We start from the raw sequence: 17,107 nt of genomic DNA, 5'->3' as shown, positions 1-17,107 counted from the left end.
CAGATTAACGTCGCTTATTCGTGCTCTGCGGAGTCCAGCTCGCTGAGAAAGCGCGCCACGATTTCGCCGTCACGCCAGACCAGCAGCTCACCCGGCAGCATGCGTGTCCACTTTTCATTGTCGGTCAGCGGCTCGGTGGCCAGCACCGACACCACGTCATTAGGGGTCGTATGCTCGATGAAGTTCACCACCATATCCGCATCGGAGAGATTCGCCTCGCCGAACGGGGCGCGCCGGGTAATGTGCGCCAGCTTGGTTGAGCAGAAGGTATACAGATACTCCCCATCTGCCAGCAGCAGGTTGAACACACCAAGGCCACGCAACTTCTCGCAAAGCTGATGAAGCGTCTGCCACAGCCCACGGCGATCCTCGGGTGGATCCGGGTAGTGTCGACGCAGCTCACCCAATAAATGACAGAAGGCATGTTCGCTGTCGGTGGAGCCCACCGGTCGATAGCTGGCGAGCTCCAGTTGCTGCCAGTCCGTCAACTGCCCGTTATGGGCATAGCACCAAGGCTGCCCCCACATTTCGCGCACAAAGGGATGGGTATTGGCGAGCTTTACCTGCCCCACATTGGCCTGACGAATATGGCTGATCACGATATGCGACTTGATCGGGTATTCGCAGATCAATCGGGCAATACGTGAATGCACGGAGGGGTGGGGATCGCGAAATTCGCGATAACCGCCTTCTTCATAGAATGCGATGCCCCAACCATCACGATGTGGCCCGGTACCACCGCCGCGATGGAGAAACCCGGTAAAGCTGAAACAGATGTCGGTGGGCACATTGGCGCTCATGCCCAGAAGCTCACACATGGAACTCCTCCCACCAAATTTCACCTTTAAAATCCATAAGTTGTGCGACTCTCTGTCTCAGGATAATTGATCTGTCTCACAGGGTACTACTTCACTGGCCTGATTGCTCGACGCTTGCGACGGTAATGCTGACGGGTCACGCTGACACTAGTATGGTCAAGAAGCTCTTGGGCGCGCTGATCATTCTCTGCGTCGCTACCCACCTTGGCGCGCAGGTCATGCTGTGTGAAAGTCTGCTCTAGGTCCGTGTCTTCCAGAGCACGCTTCATGGTGTCGGCCCAACGGCCATCCCATGTCTGCGTCAGCCCTTTGTCGTTGACGTAGCAGCGACCGCGGTGGTTGGGCAGCAGGTACAAGGAAGGCCTGGGCTTGCACGACCTAGCCTCCTCCACGGCTGCCGATAGCGCTTCAGTCATTACAAACGACAGCGACTTGCCCGTCTTGGCCACATTGACAGACAACTCGGCGTCGCTGACGTGGTTCTCCATGATTCGCAGGCAGTCCGACTTGCGGATGCCGGTGAGCAGTATGATCGCTGCGAACGCTCGTTGCTGTCGCGTTGCCACGCTCTGCCAGGCAGCGAGCTCCCAGTCATCAATGTATCGGTCCCTAGCTTTCCGGAGCCCATCACGGATTCCGTATGCCTTGACCTCACCCTTGGTTGGATGCCGGTCAATGACACCCCACCTGACAGCAAAGTCGAGCACGCGATTCAGCACCTTCAGGTCCTGGTTGGCCACGCCCATAGTCTTCTTGGTGGCAACCTCATCCATGTACCTGTAGACGACACGAGGCACGATAACGCCGACAGGGTTATCGCCCATGACTCTACGCAGCCTGTCGAGGCTTTGCCGGTAGCTGCACTGAGCGCTGTAGCTCAGGGTAGGCATGACCTCGATGCTGTAACGGTCGATTAGGCTCGACAGCTGGTCACTTGCTTGAACGTCCATGCGATCAGCAAACGCCCGCAATGCTTCGCCATAGCTCGCCCCAAGGCGAAACCATGCCTTCCCGTCGAATGCCTCGCGCTCGGTTTCACGAGGCCTGTAGTAGTAGGCGCCGTGCTTGAAAGCCCAGCGCGTCGGCATGCCTTTCATAGCTGCTCCAGATTCAGTCTCGCCACAGGCTGCTCCTCGTTGGCCGCCTCGACGCCCATGACATGATCATATGCCCGACGGTCCACTACCGGCCAGCCATCGGCTCTAACGGCAAACGGAATGCCCATGGCGACAAGGTGGCGGCGCTGCGACTCGCGTTGTGCGCAGCCCGTCACCTCACGGACCTCATCTCGAGACAATACCAGTCCCATAGCATTACCTCCTGCGCAAAATAAAGCCGCCTCAGTGGGCGGCGGTTATGGTCCGGGATTCATTAGGCCTGGCAGGCATCGAAGGACATCGGCGCGAGCCTGGCTATCTGTTTGGTTACAATGCTCCAGCACCACGCCCGCTTCATCGGCCAAACGTTCGGCGAGGTAGATGTCTCTGGCGCAGTTGATGTCCTTGCGCAGCCACATGTCCATCACGTGGACCTCGATCTGATCGACCTGCCGCACAGACCCGTCAGGGTTCCCGTACTCGTTTGTCGCCAGGCGGACGCGGTTGATGCCGGTTAGCCCTGTATCACTCATTGATACCTCCCGGCTTCGGCGCCGCTGCGAGCGCCTCTCGCCATCGCCTCGGCGCCGTCACAAGGTGACCAAGGGTGAGAACATCCAGCATGTCGGCGGTCGCTTCGACCGGCACGCACTGCCAGGGCTCGTCCGGCGTTGGGATGCGGTCTCCAACTGCCAAGAGGTTCTCGTCGCGCACCCACTCCTCATTGGCTGACACGCTCCAGCCATTGAACTCCGGGCACCACTCCGCCGCTTCCCACCGCGGGGAGAGTGCATCCTCTTTTACCCAGTACCACCCGGCCTGCCTACTCATCGCCACCTACCTCGGCCTGTTGGCGGTGCATTCCTGCGATCTCAAGCATCGTTGCTTTGGCGGCATACACGGTGCACCAGATCGGCCGGGATGTAATATCCTCCAACGCCTCCGCCTTCATCCGCGCATCGCGGCGGGAGAGGCTGGTGGCGGGCATGTCTTCACACCACTCGGCGAGAGCCAGAGCAGCGTCATTGTCTGATACCTCATGCTCTCCCCACTGGGCGATGATTTGAGCCGCCTTCTCCACATGCGCCGCCAGCGCGTCCCTCTCGGTTTCCAGCTCCTGCACTTTCCGCCTCGCACTCTGGTATTGAGTCTGCCAATAGGTGCTGCTCATAACCTTCTCCTCTGCTCTCTATACGCCCGCCTCGCTTCTCGCAGGACCAGCGCAATGCCAGCCATAATCAGCACGCCGAGAATGATGGCAGCGATCATGCCGCCACCAGGCTGATCTTCTTCTCGGGGCCGCAGTGCGACACGTACTCCCAGGCATCCTTCGGCTCATAGACACCCGCCTCTGCTTCATCGCCGGTGTAGCCGCAACCAGCTGGCCTCCACCACATGTGCCACTCGCCAGACCAGATCCGCACGCGGTCGAACCGCTCCAACTTCTCGGGGTGCTTCTTGATGTGCTGCTGTGTCAGTTTCATGCGTTCCAGCTCCGGTCGGGCTCCGCGTCCCAACGGCAAAAATCGAGGAAGGTTTCGAAGCAATCGCCATATTCCAGGTAGCGCTTGTATCGACGCTGGCTGGCCGTCATGCGACGTACACGCCCCAGACCGTGGTATTCCACCCGCCACGTGGGGTGGCACCTGGAAATGCAGCTTGGCTTGTCGGCGTCGAACAGCACGCCGATGCAATGGCCCTGGTCCTCTGCGATAACTCCTGGCCGCCCATCCACCATGACGCGCCGCCCCACGCAGGCCGGCACCTGGTAGAAGGCCCGAATATGTTCGAAGTCACTCATCCCGCCTTCCTCCATGCCGGTATCCCGTCAAGCGTGCCGTCCCGCTGTATGCGCCCATCGTCATGCCACTGCCGTATGGCTTCCTGAGCAGCCTCGGGAACGCGGACCGATCGTGCGTTGCTGACAACAGCGGTGAGGCTTGCGGCGACGTGCCTGGCGCTGAACCGCACCGGCAACCCTTCCCGTACCCTGACCTCTTGGTGCACGGACACCAGGCCGCGCAGTCTGTCTACTCGCTGCATACCCACTCCCTCCATTCGCGTTCGGCCAGCGCCTGCTCGATAGCCCTGGCGCCGACCTCGCCCCATACCTCGATGTCGTTGATCCACTCGCCTGGTGTCATGCGGACTGCTTTATCCGTGACTGGTAAGACTTCCATGCCTCGAGGTCACGTTTTTCGACGGTTACGAAGCTTTCGACGGTTACGAAGCTTTCGTCGCGCTGCCAGTCGACTGTCCCAGTTAAGCCGGGCACCCTCATCGTGACGCCGGGCGAGTTGCTGGAGCCCTTGCCATCAAAGTGCCGGACAACTTCAACACCTGGGAAACGTGCTTCTGCCTCTGATTTCAAAGCAGCCTCCAGCTCATAGCGCGCCTTCATATCAGCCACCATCTGGTCATGGTGCGACAGGTTGAAATAAGCCCACCTACCGACATAGACCGGCGCGCAGCCGTCCTCTGATTCGTCAATCAGGTCTTGGTCGATCCAGTTGCCACAGCAACCGCACGTGACCCTCCAGCCTTGCTCGATCAACACCTGTGGAGGCACCTCTCTTTGATCGACATACTGGTCAGCCCAATGGGCTCGTCGACAGAACTCGACGTCCTCCCACTCAACCCCTAGCTCCAGTGCGCCTTGTCGTCGTGCAGATGCACCGTTCGTGGCGAAAACAATGCAGCAAGAGGCCTCGAAGTCCTCCTGAACGTGATATGCCTTCAAGTCCATAACTCACGCCCTCATGAAAAAGCCCCGGCGTGTGCCGAGGCTGAAGATGAATTGCCGCTTCACGTGCGGCACCCGGCCACCCCTGACGCCTCCCGCTTTCGGCGGTACTCACGTCTGGCTTGCACCAGATAGCAAGGGAGGACGGCGCCCGAGTGGCTGACGGTGTTATATCGCCACCTCCGCCTGGGCTGGGCTCCGGTCATTCGGCGCCACCGGGCACGGCGCATTTATTCAGGAAACTCGGAGCGACGGCTTGCCGCTGTCGAGATGGCAGCCAGGCACTGCCTCGCCCGCCTTGAGCCGCTCAAGGATCAGCTTCTTGTCCGGCGCGGTGGTGGTCTTGGTGACGAGGTAGTCGTCCGGCAGATCGTCCACGCTGTCGATGGCGGCGATCTGTCGGCCTGCTTGGCGCGTGATAGTGAACAGAGGGCGCTTGATCGACTTCTTGCCGATGTTCTCCATGCACCACATGACGCGCTCCCTGCAGGCACCGGCATTGCGCTCCAGGGTCTTGGCGCGCTCCGATAGCCGCTTGGCTTCGGCCTTGCACGCCTCGGCGTCACTCTCGAGCTGGCGGGCCACGATTACGGTGGCCTCGATCTTGTCGTCAATCTGCTGGTCGTTTGCGTCCAGCGTGTCGGCCAGCGCGGCGGCGAAGTCTTCGTCGTTGTCCGCCGCCAGGTTAACGAGTTGCTGGTGTTCGGCGGCGAGGTCGTAAAGGGTTTGCATGATGGGTCTCCGGGATAAAGAAAAGGCCGCTCGATGGCGGCCTGGTGGTGCGTCACTGATGGATCAGAACGGGATCTCGTCGTCGAACGAATCGCCGTCGCTGGCCGGCGGCAAGTGGCCGGCCCCCTGGTATGGATCTGCCGCATATCCTCCGTACTGCCCGCCTCCCTGGGCAGCCTTAGACTCCACCGCGGCCTTGTTGCCATGAGGATTGGCGGCAAACTGAGCAGACCAATACTCTTTGCTCTCCGGCCCCTTGCCTGCCTTGTGCTCACCAATGGTGATGCCAGACTTCGCGGACATGATAGCTTTCACGTCGAAGCCAAATCCGGGCTTGTCGCTGCCGCTCTTGGCGAAGTAGCGAATCTCTAGAGCGAGGGCGACCTTGCGGCCCGCGAGCTCCGGGCAAGCGACCTCCTGGCCGTTCTGCACCCGCGTCAGGCTCTGCACGCCAGTGCAGCCCATCAGCGCATGGATACGTTCCTCACCGAACTGCAAGGGCTGTCCGTTCCTGTCCCTGAAGATCAGGTTGATGTAGTTGGCCTTCTTTCCATTCTCGGTTTCAAAGTCGAACTGAAGGAACTCGGATCGGCTGTTGTTGGCCATGGTCCATCGCGCCGCAGTGATCGTTCCGCGAACCACGCAGCTTTCCAGCAGGTACTCACTGCCGCCACCATCAGCGGCGGCAGCCTGGTCTTCGTTGTAGGTGAATGCGGTCGTCATGCTGTTTTCTCCTGCTGGTCGGTAATGCCGTAGTAATCGACAACGGCCTGATCAATCGCGGCGAGGTCGTTATCGATCACCTCGGCCTCGAACAGCCCCATCGGGGCCTTTACGGTGTCGCTGCCGTTGTTGACGGTGCGGAACTGGTATTGCCCATCAGTCACCTGGGTGCGAAGCACGATGGTGAACATGCCCTCGAGCGTGATCTTCTCGTCCAGCATCTTGCCTATGGTCTTGATCTTGGTGCGCCCATAATCGTCGTCCTGGGTGTGGCTCAGGATGTACACGCGAACGTGAGCAGGCAGGGCCGAAAGGGCGTTGATCACCTCCCAAGCGTGCCGAGCAATCTCGGTGAACTTGTCGAATCCCTTCTCGTCACTCCGGCGCATGAACTCGTTGGCCATCAGGTACTGGAAGTCATCGACCACGATGATCGGCCGCCCACGATCAACTGCGACCTGGGCCGTGCGGATCAGCTTGCCCCACTGGTCGGAAGTCACCTGCTGCCACCCTGCTGATCGGAACGGCAGGGGCTTTTCTGTGGCCTTAATCAGCGCCACCTGGCTCGGGTCCATATTCCGCAGACTGGCCGTCTTTCCGGTGCCCGACTGGCCAAGCACCAACGTTGCGATGCTCATGACGCCCTCCCGCTCATAGCCTCGCCATGGGCATATTCCAGCCCCTGGCGCTCCAGTTCGTACTGCTCTGCGTCGATCTCGCCACGCTCTCGCTGCTCACGAAGCGCTTGCAGTGCCTGTTCGTAGCTCATAGTCTTACCCTCGATACTGTTGGTATCCGCCCCAGTCCGACCGCCATCGGCTGGGGCTTCTCGTCAGTCAATCCCGTGATGAATCGTCCCGGTGGACTGGATCATCGACCGCATGGCGTCATAGCCGTGGCGGTGTCCGAATTCCTGATCAATCGGCTGACTGCTGCAGCCAGACAAGGCCAGGACGGTGATCAAAATCAGTGCGCGCATGCTTCCCTCCTCATGCCACCCAGGCGTCCCGCTCTCTGCGGTACTCCTCGAGCAGTCGGTCGCTGTCTTCGTCGGTGAGCTTGGCCTCGAGCCATGCCGCCGGATAACCGCGGCGGTCGAGGATGTCGAACTCGAATTCCTCCGGCTCTGGTGGATCAGCGTCACCGAATCCAAATCCAGTGGCGCGCATCGGCACCCCAGGGCTGTAGAGCGTCACCTGGCACCGGCACGGGATACCGGCAACGGTGGTCATAAACGTCATGCCGCTGCCCTCCCCTGTGTGCCTGTGGCGTGCAGCCAATCAGCCAGCAGGTCGATGACACACCGATAGGCGTTGTCGCCCCCGCTGTGGCCCTCGCTGGTGGCCACTCGCTCCAGGGCGTAGGCCAGATCGCCCAAGCTGCCGGTGTGAACGGCATGCGTGATCGCCGCCTCAATGGCGTCTGTCGCTGGCTGCGAGTCGGGCTGGCCAGCTGCAGTAATCAGCCACTGCGCATCGCTGCGGGCATCTACGTAGCGTTGATAGCTCATGCTCACCTCCTGCTGCACCAAGCGGCGCCGATGATGGCCAGAGTGATCAGGCCCGCCGCGATGACGAGCCAGCTATCGTTGGGAGTCATACCGCCCTCCAAATCTCGACAGGCGGCGTCACGCCCTTGGCCGCCATTCGTTTGCGCTTCTCGTAACGCTCTTTACGAGCCCACTTTTTGCGGTGCTCGCTCGTGATGATCTTGTCGGCCCAGTGCTCGCCGATGAGAGGCCGCAGTCCGAGGCGGCGTCGTGCTGTGTCTGCGGTCATGCGACCTCCTGGAAGAAAAAAGCCCGCTCGATGGCGGGCAATGCAGGGAACAGATGGTGATGCGGGTGCATCGGGGAGGGCTGGCCGGTGCTCATTTCCGGCACTTGAGTGAAGGAGCGCCCCCACAGGGCACTGGTTAGCTCGACACCCTAACGAGTCTTTCATCAACCCTCTCCGATGGGCAGATACTGTCAGCCTCTGCCGGGGCGCTGGGCCGCACTTCGCAGCGGATCGCGTGGTGCTCAGTCGCTGGGCTTGATGCGTCCCCAACACTCCTCGCAGAGCGGGCCATGCTCACCCTCGTCATCTGCATAGATGCTGTCTTCTTCGCAACGGCCTGTCGGCTCGTCGCAGTCACAGCAGAGCTGTCGGGTGCCAGGATAGTTATCAGCATTCCATGATTCGTGATCACTCTGGCTCATCGCGTGGCAATGGCCGCCCGGCCATGTATTCATCACTCCCCCTCGCTCTTAGGCTCCGTTGTCAGCCCTGATCGTCCAGGCTGGTCCGTAGATCAATCGCCGGAATGATCGCTTCGGGCTTGAACGTTACGCGGTAGTGGTAAACGCTTACGTCTGCCGCATCCAGCTGCTCAGCGAAGTACGTCACGTTGTCGCTGAGCCCGAGAAAGTGCTTCTTGTAGCTGCTCGGCCCGGTCTTGCAGGTCAGCTCTAGCTGGTTGCCCTCGTCGGTGATGGAGCAGCGCCCCGTCACCTCAAGGATGTATTGGTTGGTGATGCCGTTGTAGAAAACCACCCGGCGCTCGATCTCAAAATTGTCAGCAGCCTTGCTTAGGTTTCGGCTGGCGATCCGAGCGTCGTCAGAGCACCCTGCGATAGCGGTGGCGGTCACAATGGCAAATGCTGTAATCGTCTTTTTCATGATCCCTCCCGTTGTCATCCGAAAGCGGTGGCCGGTGCTTATCTCCGGCATGGATACTTTCTCGGTACGTGACTCGTTACGGTTCATCCTGGTCAGTCACGGCAGATAACCAGCGCATCAGCCTACGCATTCACCGCTTTCGGATTGACTCTGCCGTGGCAAAGCCCGATGGCACTCTCGCAGTACCCGCGCCGTCTCACCCGCTTGCGATGGCAGGCGATCAGGTCATTCCTCGTGTTGGGCTTGGGCTTCCCTCCAGACGGCTCAATCGCATTGCCGCCCTTCGAAGGGCCATTACAACGCCGGCAGTGCAGCCCTGTGCCCTAGCTTGTAGTGGCACGACCAGCGAGGTTGGCGATGGATGGTTGATCCGCACGCTCGAAAGCTGCGGCACGCATCGCCTGAAATATCTTCCGGTACTTCGACAGCCCCGGTCGGCGTACTCCCAGCGACCTCTCGGAGATGCAATCCCCTACGGGCGGCTGGTCGGTCAGATTGTTAAAGAGCGTGGCCAGGTGGCCTGTGGCGGGCTGCTGCCCTGTCCACGCTTCAAACAATACTCAGGCGTATTGATTCCGTCAATGATTTTGCGCATTGGAAAACACATGATTTTGCCTCTTAAGGGGTAAGATATTGATACGTTTAGGAATTATGGATCAAAAAAAATCCGCCAGGACGGCGGATTCTTGTGATGCGGCGCGTTCGCTTAGTGGGTCGTGAATCGGAGCTTCATCTTTGCCTCGACCACCACCCCAACGATCTCGCAGTTACCGTTGATCGGGATGACCGGGTAGGACGGGTTCAGCGGCTTGAGGTAGCGCATGCCGCCGTCGATCACGAGTTTCTTGAAGGTCGCTTCGTCGCCGCCATCGAGTTGGGCAACGACCAGGCTCCCATTGTTGGCCTCAACCTCGGGGTCAACCAGGATCATCATGCCTTGGGGGATGCTGACGCCAGTCGGTGCCGTCATCGAATCCCCCTGCACTTCCAGCCAGAAGGCGCGCCCCTTGGCCTTGTAGTCGGTTTCTTCAAAGGACTGCTCGCAGCCCGGATCGTACGGTGTGATAGCTTCGCTCCAGTGACCAGCCGCCACCCATGACACTACAGGGTAGTGGTACGACTCGCCAACGGGTGACGGCGCACCGACGTTGCTGCCCCCGCGAGCCTCGTCACCCTTCCCGTTCCTGAGCCACGTCGCGTCCACTCCCAGCGCGAAAGCCAGCTTCTCAATGTTTCCCTGCCGTGGATCCTTACTCTGGCCAGACATGATCCTATGAATGGTGGGCTGCTTGACCTTGGATCGCCTTGACAGCTCTCCCTCGGACCAGCCGAGCTCATTCAGTTTCCGCCTCAGCCTCTCGCCCAAGGTCTCCATCAGCAATTCCCCGCAATACGAATTCGAATTGAAAATTGTATTGCGCGATTCAATACCCGTGCGTATTATTGGATCATGAATTTGAGTATTGGAGCTGGCGATGCAACTTAAAGACATGGTGGAAGCTCTCCTCGAATCCGGTCACAGCCAGGCATCCATTGCTCAGGCTTGCGGGACAAACCAGCCGACTATCTGGCGCGCTGCGCAAGGCGTCGACATCCGCTACAGCACCGGACGAGAAATTGAGCGCCTTTACCGCCGGGTTAGCCGCTCAAAGCGAGCTGCGTAACCACAACCACATATTAAACAGCCAAGAGCACGAGCGGCACGGAATCGATCAGGAGATTTTCCCCATGGATAAACAACCAGTGCGCGACATGGATGCCTTTATCGATCCGGTGCATGAAGCGGCGTTCAGCAACTGCATCAAGGCTCTGGCGGTGAATGTCGGCATGTCTGCCAAAAGTCTTTACCGCCGCCTAGATGACAACGACGCGATGCCACTGCGCTTCGTGGACTTCGTCTCGATCTTCTGGAGTGTCGACGAAGAGTCGCGCAAGGAAATGATTCAACCGTTCCTGGATGACATGGGGATGGTCGCAGTGCAGCGCACAGAGGCGGGGGTGAGCCGTGGTGACGTGCTGGGTTCAGTTCTGGACAGCCAAACAGAATCCGGTCGCCTGGCAGGCCTGATCCACCAAGTGATCGCCGACGGCGAGGTGGACGAAGAAGAGGCAGCAAGTCTGGATGCGCAGTTCCGCGCTATTGAGGCAGCGACAGCCAAGTTGAAAGCCGACCTGGCTTCGATGAAAAAACCAGCCCTGAGATCAGTCGGGCAGTAAATGCAAAGAAGCCCGGCGTGCTGGGGAGCAAGGACCGGGCTTCATCACAAACAGTAGGTGAATCATGACAGATACCGCTCAGATATTCCAGTTCCCAAGCGCGCCCGAGGCGCCCAGGGAAAAGCGAGGCCCGCAGGTGGAAGACGGATACACCCGCATTGCCAATGAGCTTTTCGAGGCAGTGACCAACTCGCACACCTGCCCGATCACCCTTCGCCAAATGCGGATTGTCCTGTCTGTGATCCGCAAGACCTATGGGTTCAACAAGAAGACTGACAGGATTAGCGACAGCCAGCTGGCTGCAGCTACCGGGATCAGTCGCCAGAACGTGAATGCCGCAAAGCGTGAGCTTCTAGCGATGAACGTGTTGTTCACTGACGGTCAGAAGCTAGGTGTCAACAAGGCATACGTCGAGTGGGACTTCACTGCCCGTCCCGAGAAAGACAACCTGAAACAAACTAGAGACAGTGTCTCTAAAGCAGAGACAAAAAGTGTCTCTAAAACAGAGTCACACAAAAGACAGAAAGACACTCTCTCTACTGACGTAGAGAGAGAGGCGCCAAAAACTCGCCGGCAGCGCCTCGACCTGAATGCTTTTGCGGACCAGGTTTCCATCGAGACCCTGCAGGCGTTTGCCGACCACCGCCGTGCACTCCGATCCCCGCTCACGCAGCGCGCCATTGAGCTGACGGTGATGTCAGCTACCAAGGCAGCGAGCGAGCTTGGCATCACTGCGGAACAAGCGATCGATGAAGCCATCGGCGCCGGATGGAAGACCGTCCGCACCGACTGGCTGCGCAATCGTGGCGCAGATAAGCCCGTCACCAACCCCGACGTGCCCGCCTGCCCTCATGGCGCCATCCTGGCCGAGTGGGACCGTCATCTGGCCGCCAAGAAGGGGCGCGCTCCGGCTCCTGTCGACTGGGAAGGCACTCGCATGGCCGGAAAGCTGGAAGCGCTCTGGGCCAAGTGCTGGAACGCGAAGAACCCATCCGGCGCCGTGCGCTATGACAGCGTCGAGTCTGGTGTCCAGTGGTGGTCATCGGTGTTCAAGCACCTCGCTGGCAGCCGCAACTTCCTGCAGTCCGACGTCACCCTGAGCAACCTGTTCAACCCGGACACGTTCAGCCTCGCCGTCAACGGCAGCCTCCGCGAGCAAGGGGGGGCTGTCCGATGAACAATGAAGTCATCCAGTACGAAAACCAGATCATCGGCGCCGTGACCCTGGACTCCAGCCTGATGATCAAGGTCGGTGAACAGCTCCACGCCGAAGACTTCGCCGGGGCCAATCAGCAGATCGCCTGGGGATCCCTCCAGAAGCTGTGGCGTGAAGGCAAGCCCACCGACGTGGTGACGCTGTCAGAAGCCAGCGGCCTGGCCATCGACCTGCTGGCCGAATGGGTGCGCGGCACCTACAGCCACGACGCCAACTCGGTAGCCACCTGGGTCAACATCGTTCGCCAGAAAGCGCGGATCCACCGTCTGACGACCGGCCTGGCCGATGTGCTCAATAGCGCTCAGGAGAAAGGCGCCGACGCCGACGCCCTGCTGGGCCAGGCCCGCGACATGCTGATGGGTATCGAGAGCGACGCCGTCCAGACGAAGCGCTCTGCCAACGAGATCCTGAAGGACCGCCTCGCTGCACTCGACCGCCGCATGAACGGCGAGGAAAGCCATATCGGGCTGACTACCGGTCTGCGAGACCTAGACGACAAGATCTACGGCTTCAAGCCGTCCGAGCTGATCCTGCTGGCTGCACGCCCTGCGATGGGCAAGTCCGCCCTGGCCCTCCAGATCGCCCAGCAGGCGGCCTGTGACCATGGCAAGAACGTCGCCGTCTTCAACCTGGAGATGGACGAGGACGAGATGTTCGACCGCTTCCTGGTGCAGCGAGGCGAGTTCCCGGCGGACTGGTTCGCCAATCCCAAGGGCCACGATGATGACATCCACCGCATGGCAAAGGCGGTCAGCGCGCTCAAGACCGCGTCGCTGACTGTCTTCGACAACATCTTCGACATCGAAGGGATCGTCGCCAAGTGCCGTTCGCTTCACCAGCAGCGCCCGCTTGATCTGGTGGTGGTCGACTACTTGCAGCTGATCAGCTCCCGCAACGCTGGCCGCTTCGGCAACCGCACCCAAGAGGTCGGCGAGTACAGCCGCGCCCTCAAGATGCTGGCCATGTCCCTGGGCTGCCCGGTCCTCGCCCTGTCCCAGCTCAACCGTGACGTGGAGAAGCGTCCCGACAAGCGCCCATTGATGGCCGATCTGCGCGAATCAGGATCCTTGGAGCAGGACGCCAACAAGATCCTGATGCTCTACCGCGACGAGATCTACAACGAGCACAGCGACCAGAAGGGCGTCGCCGAGGTCATCGTCCGAAAGCACCGCGGCGGCCCGACCGGGACCGTGTTCACCAAAGCCAATCTGCGCATGTACGCCTTCGGCGATCTTGCGTTCAGCGACCGCCAGCAAGTCCAGGCACAGGAGGCGACCAATGACCCGTTCGCTTGAATCCACGTGGTGCGCTTTCGACGGCTACATCATGCGCTCGCTGGCCGAATCGCGCGTAGCCGGCATGCTCTCATGCCTGGGCATCTCCTACCTGTATGAGCACATGCCCTACAACTTCCATGGCTATCTGCCCGACTTCTATCTCCCCGCTCTGGATGCCTTCATCGAGGTGAAAGGCGCCGAGCCGACGCGGGGTGAGATCGAAAAGTGTGAGCGCTTGCACGAAGCGACAGGCTGCCCGGTTCTATTGGTGCATGGCCGGCCCGACAAATTCATGCATCACGACCACTTGGACGGATACACCCGTATCGAAGTGTCCTGGCAGCCACGCCTGCTGGTCGCCGGGCGCTGGGGATCCATCTCGCTGAACCTGATCTGCCGCGCGATCTACCACCTGGGAGGGCGCATCGCCGGCGAGCTCTTTGTCAGTGCCGTTGCCAACTCTGGCGCGACTAGCACCCAGCCGATCGGCCCATATGCCGTCAAGTTTCTGTATGAGCTGAGCGACAAGATGGGCCGTCGCTGCCGCGCCATCTATGACCACAACGCACCGGTCAATGCCGCCAAGATTTCTGCTCTACCACGCGAGCCATCGCTGGCAGAGAGGGAGTGCATGGCGTTCATCAATAAGCAGAGCGCCAGGAGGGCCGCCGCATGACCATCTTTACAGATTCCGCAGCAGCTGTTGACGAGGCTGTTTGGCTTGCCGAGCAGGAAGGCAGGCCGCAGGCCATCGTCAGGTGCGAGGAAGGCCTTACGGTCATGAGCTACAGCGATGCCTGGTTCGAGCGCCGGGACATCCTTGAGGCCATCAGTCCAGTGGAGGGCGCGGCATGACCCTATTTCTGATCGGCCTGTTCATTGGGGCCTCCCTGGGCGTTCTCACCCTGGCAGTGATCGCGGGAGGCAAGGGATGAGCATCAACATCCGGCTGAACGGCATTGCCGACCTCTCGCGGCTCAAGTGCGCCCTCCAAGAGAAGGGGTTCCCGTGCAACGTAAAGCTGACCGGCACGCGCCGGTCGCTCCCGCAGAATGCCCTATTCCACAAGTGGTGCGAGGAGGTTGCAGGCTTCTTCGTTGCCAAGGGTAAGGCCTCATTCGCCGACGGCTCAGCAATGACCAAGGACGCCGTGAAGCGAAACCTAAAGCGCACGTTTCTCGGTCACGAGGAGGTCAGCGACATCGACCTGCGCACCGGCGTCATCGAGAAGCGCTACGAACTGCGCAAGACGAGTGATCTGGACGCAGGTGAGATGCACCAGTTCATGACCAAGATTGACGCCTGGGCAGCGGAGTACGGCATCCCTCTTACTCATCCGTTCGACAGCGAATACATGGAGCTTGCCAGAGAATTTGGGGAGGCCGCATGAACCCGACATTCGCCCTATTCGCCTTCGCCATCGTGTCCTGCCTCGGCGCCTGTGCCGCCCTGGCTTGGTCACAGCGCGAGGAGAAGCGCCGGGCCCGCGAGTCCATCCAGGAGCTGTTGGACAGGATCGACAGGAGGGATTCATGAGGCTCAAGCCCTATCGCTCCCGTCAGTGGCTGGCCAACGTCCACCAGCTCGACCAGTGCGTCCTCTGCGGCGCCTGGGGCATTCAGGCCGCCCACTCGAATCAAGACCGGGGCATGGGCCAAAAAGCCAGTGACTGCCTATGCGCGGCTCTGTGCCCGGCTTGCCACCACGACATCGACAACGGGCGCGACATGGACAAGCAAGAGCGCCGGGCGCGCATGGACCGCGCCATCGTCCTGACCATAGACCAACTTGCCCGCCGCGGGCTGCTGGAGGCCGCCAAGTGACTGACCACATCGACAACGCGCTGATAAGGCATGAGGCCGGATGGGTTCAGCTCCAGAACACTGAGGGCGTCGATCCCGACCCCAGCTACACAGTGCCGGAGACCGAGATCGCTGGCCTCAAGTACGACAGCGAGAAGCCCCGCACCGACCTTCTGATCAGCGACATGCCACGAGCGCTTGAGGCTGTCAGTCAGGTTCTGACCTTCGGTGCCGAGAAGTATTCCCCCGGCAACTGGCAGTACGTCGAGAACGCTGACAGCCGATACCTGGCCGCCGCGCTTCGCCACGAGATGGCTCTCGCCAGGGGTGAGCAGAATGATCCTGAGACGGGCGTTCACCACCTGGCGCACGTCGCCTGCTGCGTCCTGTTCCGGCTTGAGCTGGCGATGCGGGAGGCTGCCCGATGATCACCCTCACCCTTCCCTGGCCGCCCAGCACCAACACCGTCTGGCGCAACGTCCATGGCCGCACGCTGCTGTCCCGCAAGGGGCGACAGTACCGCAAAGACGTGGCCACCGCCGTCGCCGGGCAGCACCAGGGCGACCCACTGGCCGCCCGGCTGGATGTTGTCGTCACACTACTGCCGCCCGACCGCCGCAAGCGGGATATCGATAACCACGGCGGCAAGGCGCTTCTCGACGCGCTGACCCACGCGGGCATCTGGCTAGACGACGAGCAGATTGACCGGCTGACGATCATCCGAGGCGAGCGCATGGCTGGCGGCCAGTGCCTGGTCGAGATCAAGGAGGCCGCATGAGCGACAAGCAGAGCGAGCGCCCGCCAGATCGGCGCTACCACAACGATCCCCGGCGTCGGTCGTGAAGTGGTCACGGAAAAGCGCCTACTCGATACAGAGCGGCGAATTCGTGATCTGTAGGACAACTCACAGCGGCGTCGACCGCTACACCCTCTGGCGAGGGTTTCAAAGCATCAGCGAACACAGTACGGCGAACGAAGCCAAGGCACGAGCAAAACGGGAGAGCGCGGCATGATTACGACTGATCCGAAACTGGCATGGGCCATGGCACTCGATACCGGTGTTCGCTCTCAGATGGGCCCCATCCTCGAGGAGCTGGAAAGCGGTGGCGGCGTGCAGTTCACCAAGAAAGGTGGCACCGGCGCTGCACACGGCATCGAGTACGGGCCTGTTTATGCGCGCATCTGCCGCTTGGAGCGCGAGCAACCCACGCTGGCCGCCATCGGGCATGTGCTGTGCCATCCCTCTACCGAGCAGGCGAATGCATACCTAGATGACGCTGTGGAAGCCGTCCAGGGCAAGGTGATAGCCAACATCCCGAACTGGAGTGATGGCCGAGCCTGGCGCCCTGCGAAGAAAGAGCGCGTGCACTACTTGATCCACGTCGCGCTGCTTGAGCGGCAGCGCAACCTGTCAAACGAGCAGCCGGCATGGGGTCCTGAGCGCATCGGGGTCATGATGGCCGAGTGGTACGGCGTGGCGATCACCACCAGGGACTGGGCACGCGACTGGCTGCCTGTCTGGGCTGCCATTCAGGCGGCAATCAGCCACTGGGAGGGCGAAGCCATGGAGCCAATCAGCGAGACGATCGGCGATATGGTGAGAAATATCAGAAAGGCTGCATAAAGTGCTTGCTTTCTTGCGCCCGCTCAGATAGCTTATCTGTAAGCTGGACGGCTTACGCCAAAACAGCTACCACATATCAAAGCCTCGCCCTCATCGGCGGGGCTTTTTCGTTCCTGCGCCCTGGCCTCACGCCGTGGCGTAGTTCGTTATGCCGCCCTGCGAGCCTTCCCTCGCCCTGGTCGGGCGGCACCCTTTCCT

At 60.6% G+C, this 17,107-nt stretch carries 30 protein-coding genes; 11 read left to right on the top strand and 19 right to left on the bottom strand.

Features of this window, described 5'->3' with window-relative positions:
- Nucleotides 1–14: 14 nt before the first annotated feature.
- From JF545_RS00645 to JF545_RS00560, 19 genes are all read right to left on the bottom strand, one after another.
- The gene (locus JF545_RS00645; protein WP_206937100.1) at nucleotides 15–818 is read right to left on the bottom strand and encodes a class II glutamine amidotransferase; all 804 of its coding nucleotides are present in this window, start codon (nucleotides 816–818) and stop codon (nucleotides 15–17) included.
- An 86-nt stretch (nucleotides 819–904) separates the two neighbouring features.
- Nucleotides 905–1,915, bottom strand: coding sequence for a tyrosine-type recombinase/integrase (locus JF545_RS00640; protein ID WP_206937098.1), 1,011 nt, complete (start codon nucleotides 1,913–1,915; stop codon nucleotides 905–907).
- On the bottom strand, nucleotides 1,912–2,127 hold the full coding sequence (locus JF545_RS00635; RefSeq protein ID WP_206937095.1) for a DUF4224 domain-containing protein: 216 nt from the start codon (nucleotides 2,125–2,127) through the stop codon (nucleotides 1,912–1,914). Before JF545_RS00635 ends, JF545_RS00640 begins: the two co-directional genes overlap by 4 nt.
- Nucleotides 2,128–2,172: 45 nt before the next feature.
- A complete protein-coding gene (locus tag JF545_RS00630; protein ID WP_206937092.1) occupies nucleotides 2,173–2,448 on the bottom strand; it encodes a hypothetical protein in 276 nt (91 codons plus the stop codon).
- Nucleotides 2,441–2,746, bottom strand: a complete 306-nt coding sequence (locus JF545_RS00625) for a hypothetical protein (protein ID WP_206937089.1) — start codon at nucleotides 2,744–2,746, stop codon at nucleotides 2,441–2,443. The genes JF545_RS00630 and JF545_RS00625 overlap by 8 nt, the downstream gene beginning before the upstream one ends.
- Complete coding sequence (locus JF545_RS00620; protein ID WP_206937087.1) at nucleotides 2,739–3,086, bottom strand: hypothetical protein; 348 nt, start codon at nucleotides 3,084–3,086, stop codon at nucleotides 2,739–2,741. Before JF545_RS00620 ends, JF545_RS00625 begins: the two co-directional genes overlap by 8 nt.
- Before the next feature lie 94 nt (nucleotides 3,087–3,180).
- Nucleotides 3,181–3,399 (bottom strand): hypothetical protein, encoded by a 219-nt coding sequence (locus JF545_RS00615; RefSeq protein ID WP_206937085.1) that lies wholly within the window; start codon nucleotides 3,397–3,399, stop codon nucleotides 3,181–3,183.
- Entirely contained in the window at nucleotides 3,396–3,716 is a 321-nt protein-coding gene (locus tag JF545_RS00610) for a hypothetical protein (RefSeq protein ID WP_206937082.1), read from the bottom strand. The genes JF545_RS00615 and JF545_RS00610 overlap by 4 nt, the downstream gene beginning before the upstream one ends.
- 339 nt (nucleotides 3,717–4,055) lie before the next feature.
- Nucleotides 4,056–4,661, bottom strand: a complete 606-nt coding sequence (locus tag JF545_RS00605) for a hypothetical protein (protein WP_206937079.1) — start codon at nucleotides 4,659–4,661, stop codon at nucleotides 4,056–4,058.
- Between the two features lie 231 nt (nucleotides 4,662–4,892).
- Entirely contained in the window at nucleotides 4,893–5,390 is a 498-nt protein-coding gene (locus JF545_RS00600) for a siphovirus Gp157 family protein (RefSeq protein ID WP_206937076.1), read from the bottom strand.
- Between the two features lie 63 nt (nucleotides 5,391–5,453).
- Nucleotides 5,454–6,113, bottom strand: a complete 660-nt coding sequence (locus JF545_RS00595) for a hypothetical protein (RefSeq protein ID WP_206937073.1) — start codon at nucleotides 6,111–6,113, stop codon at nucleotides 5,454–5,456.
- A complete protein-coding gene (locus JF545_RS00590) occupies nucleotides 6,110–6,751 on the bottom strand; it encodes an AAA family ATPase (protein WP_206937070.1) in 642 nt (213 codons plus the stop codon). The genes JF545_RS00595 and JF545_RS00590 overlap by 4 nt, the downstream gene beginning before the upstream one ends.
- Entirely contained in the window at nucleotides 6,748–6,882 is a 135-nt protein-coding gene (locus tag JF545_RS20045) for a hypothetical protein (protein ID WP_277987363.1), read from the bottom strand. Before JF545_RS20045 ends, JF545_RS00590 begins: the two co-directional genes overlap by 4 nt.
- A 63-nt stretch (nucleotides 6,883–6,945) precedes the next feature.
- Nucleotides 6,946–7,092 (bottom strand): hypothetical protein, encoded by a 147-nt coding sequence (locus JF545_RS00585; protein WP_206937068.1) that lies wholly within the window; start codon nucleotides 7,090–7,092, stop codon nucleotides 6,946–6,948.
- A gap of 10 nt (nucleotides 7,093–7,102) precedes the next feature.
- Entirely contained in the window at nucleotides 7,103–7,354 is a 252-nt protein-coding gene (locus JF545_RS00580) for a hypothetical protein (RefSeq protein ID WP_206937065.1), read from the bottom strand.
- A complete protein-coding gene (locus tag JF545_RS00575; protein WP_206937063.1) occupies nucleotides 7,351–7,623 on the bottom strand; it encodes a hypothetical protein in 273 nt (90 codons plus the stop codon). The genes JF545_RS00580 and JF545_RS00575 overlap by 4 nt, the downstream gene beginning before the upstream one ends.
- An 85-nt stretch (nucleotides 7,624–7,708) precedes the next feature.
- Nucleotides 7,709–7,891 carry a hypothetical protein gene (locus tag JF545_RS00570; protein ID WP_206937060.1) on the bottom strand — a complete coding sequence of 61 codons (183 nt, stop codon included), beginning with the start codon at nucleotides 7,889–7,891 and terminating at the stop codon, nucleotides 7,709–7,711.
- Nucleotides 7,892–8,374: 483 nt separating this feature from the next.
- A complete protein-coding gene (locus tag JF545_RS00565) occupies nucleotides 8,375–8,860 on the bottom strand; it encodes a hypothetical protein (protein WP_206937058.1) in 486 nt (161 codons plus the stop codon).
- Between the two features lie 619 nt (nucleotides 8,861–9,479).
- The gene (locus JF545_RS00560; RefSeq protein WP_242520548.1) at nucleotides 9,480–10,265 is read right to left on the bottom strand and encodes a LexA family protein; all 786 of its coding nucleotides are present in this window, start codon (nucleotides 10,263–10,265) and stop codon (nucleotides 9,480–9,482) included.
- Nucleotides 10,266–10,390: 125 nt separating this feature from the next.
- On the opposite strand from JF545_RS00560, the gene JF545_RS00555 reads away from it, so the two are divergent.
- The 11 genes from JF545_RS00555 to JF545_RS00505 all read left to right on the top strand — a co-directional run bounded on the left by JF545_RS00555 (nucleotide 10,391) and on the right by JF545_RS00505 (nucleotide 16,909).
- Entirely contained in the window at nucleotides 10,391–10,990 is a 600-nt protein-coding gene (locus tag JF545_RS00555) for a phage regulatory CII family protein (protein ID WP_206937056.1), read from the top strand.
- 64 nt (nucleotides 10,991–11,054) lie between these two features.
- The gene (locus JF545_RS00550; protein WP_206937053.1) at nucleotides 11,055–12,167 is read left to right on the top strand and encodes a replication protein; all 1,113 of its coding nucleotides are present in this window, start codon (nucleotides 11,055–11,057) and stop codon (nucleotides 12,165–12,167) included.
- Complete coding sequence (locus JF545_RS00545) at nucleotides 12,164–13,501, top strand: replicative DNA helicase (protein ID WP_206937051.1); 1,338 nt, start codon at nucleotides 12,164–12,166, stop codon at nucleotides 13,499–13,501. Before JF545_RS00550 ends, JF545_RS00545 begins: the two co-directional genes overlap by 4 nt.
- Nucleotides 13,485–14,159: a hypothetical protein gene (locus tag JF545_RS00540; protein WP_206937032.1), complete on the top strand. Its 675-nt coding sequence runs from the start codon at nucleotides 13,485–13,487 to the stop codon at nucleotides 14,157–14,159. Before JF545_RS00545 ends, JF545_RS00540 begins: the two co-directional genes overlap by 17 nt.
- Nucleotides 14,156–14,338, top strand: a complete 183-nt coding sequence (locus tag JF545_RS00535) for a hypothetical protein (RefSeq protein WP_206937031.1) — start codon at nucleotides 14,156–14,158, stop codon at nucleotides 14,336–14,338. Before JF545_RS00540 ends, JF545_RS00535 begins: the two co-directional genes overlap by 4 nt.
- Nucleotides 14,339–14,414: 76 nt before the next feature.
- The gene (locus JF545_RS00530; RefSeq protein ID WP_206937029.1) at nucleotides 14,415–14,873 is read left to right on the top strand and encodes a hypothetical protein; all 459 of its coding nucleotides are present in this window, start codon (nucleotides 14,415–14,417) and stop codon (nucleotides 14,871–14,873) included.
- Nucleotides 14,870–15,019, top strand: a complete 150-nt coding sequence (locus tag JF545_RS00525; protein ID WP_206937027.1) for a hypothetical protein — start codon at nucleotides 14,870–14,872, stop codon at nucleotides 15,017–15,019. Before JF545_RS00530 ends, JF545_RS00525 begins: the two co-directional genes overlap by 4 nt.
- Nucleotides 15,016–15,306: a hypothetical protein gene (locus JF545_RS00520; RefSeq protein ID WP_206937025.1), complete on the top strand. Its 291-nt coding sequence runs from the start codon at nucleotides 15,016–15,018 to the stop codon at nucleotides 15,304–15,306. Before JF545_RS00525 ends, JF545_RS00520 begins: the two co-directional genes overlap by 4 nt.
- On the top strand, nucleotides 15,303–15,713 hold the full coding sequence (locus tag JF545_RS20040; protein ID WP_206937024.1) for a dATP/dGTP diphosphohydrolase domain-containing protein: 411 nt from the start codon (nucleotides 15,303–15,305) through the stop codon (nucleotides 15,711–15,713). Before JF545_RS00520 ends, JF545_RS20040 begins: the two co-directional genes overlap by 4 nt.
- On the top strand, nucleotides 15,710–16,063 hold the full coding sequence (locus JF545_RS00510; RefSeq protein WP_206937022.1) for a RusA family crossover junction endodeoxyribonuclease: 354 nt from the start codon (nucleotides 15,710–15,712) through the stop codon (nucleotides 16,061–16,063). Before JF545_RS20040 ends, JF545_RS00510 begins: the two co-directional genes overlap by 4 nt.
- A gap of 231 nt (nucleotides 16,064–16,294) precedes the next feature.
- A complete protein-coding gene (locus JF545_RS00505; protein WP_206937021.1) occupies nucleotides 16,295–16,909 on the top strand; it encodes a hypothetical protein in 615 nt (204 codons plus the stop codon).
- Nucleotides 16,910–17,107 lie beyond the last annotated feature (198 nt).

Origin of the sequence: Halomonas litopenaei, from assembly GCF_017303055.1 — a bacterium.
GTDB lineage: Bacteria > Pseudomonadota > Gammaproteobacteria > Pseudomonadales > Halomonadaceae > Halomonas > Halomonas litopenaei_A.
Note: the sequence above shows the minus strand (reverse complement) of the source record. Positions and strands in the feature narration are given on the sequence as shown.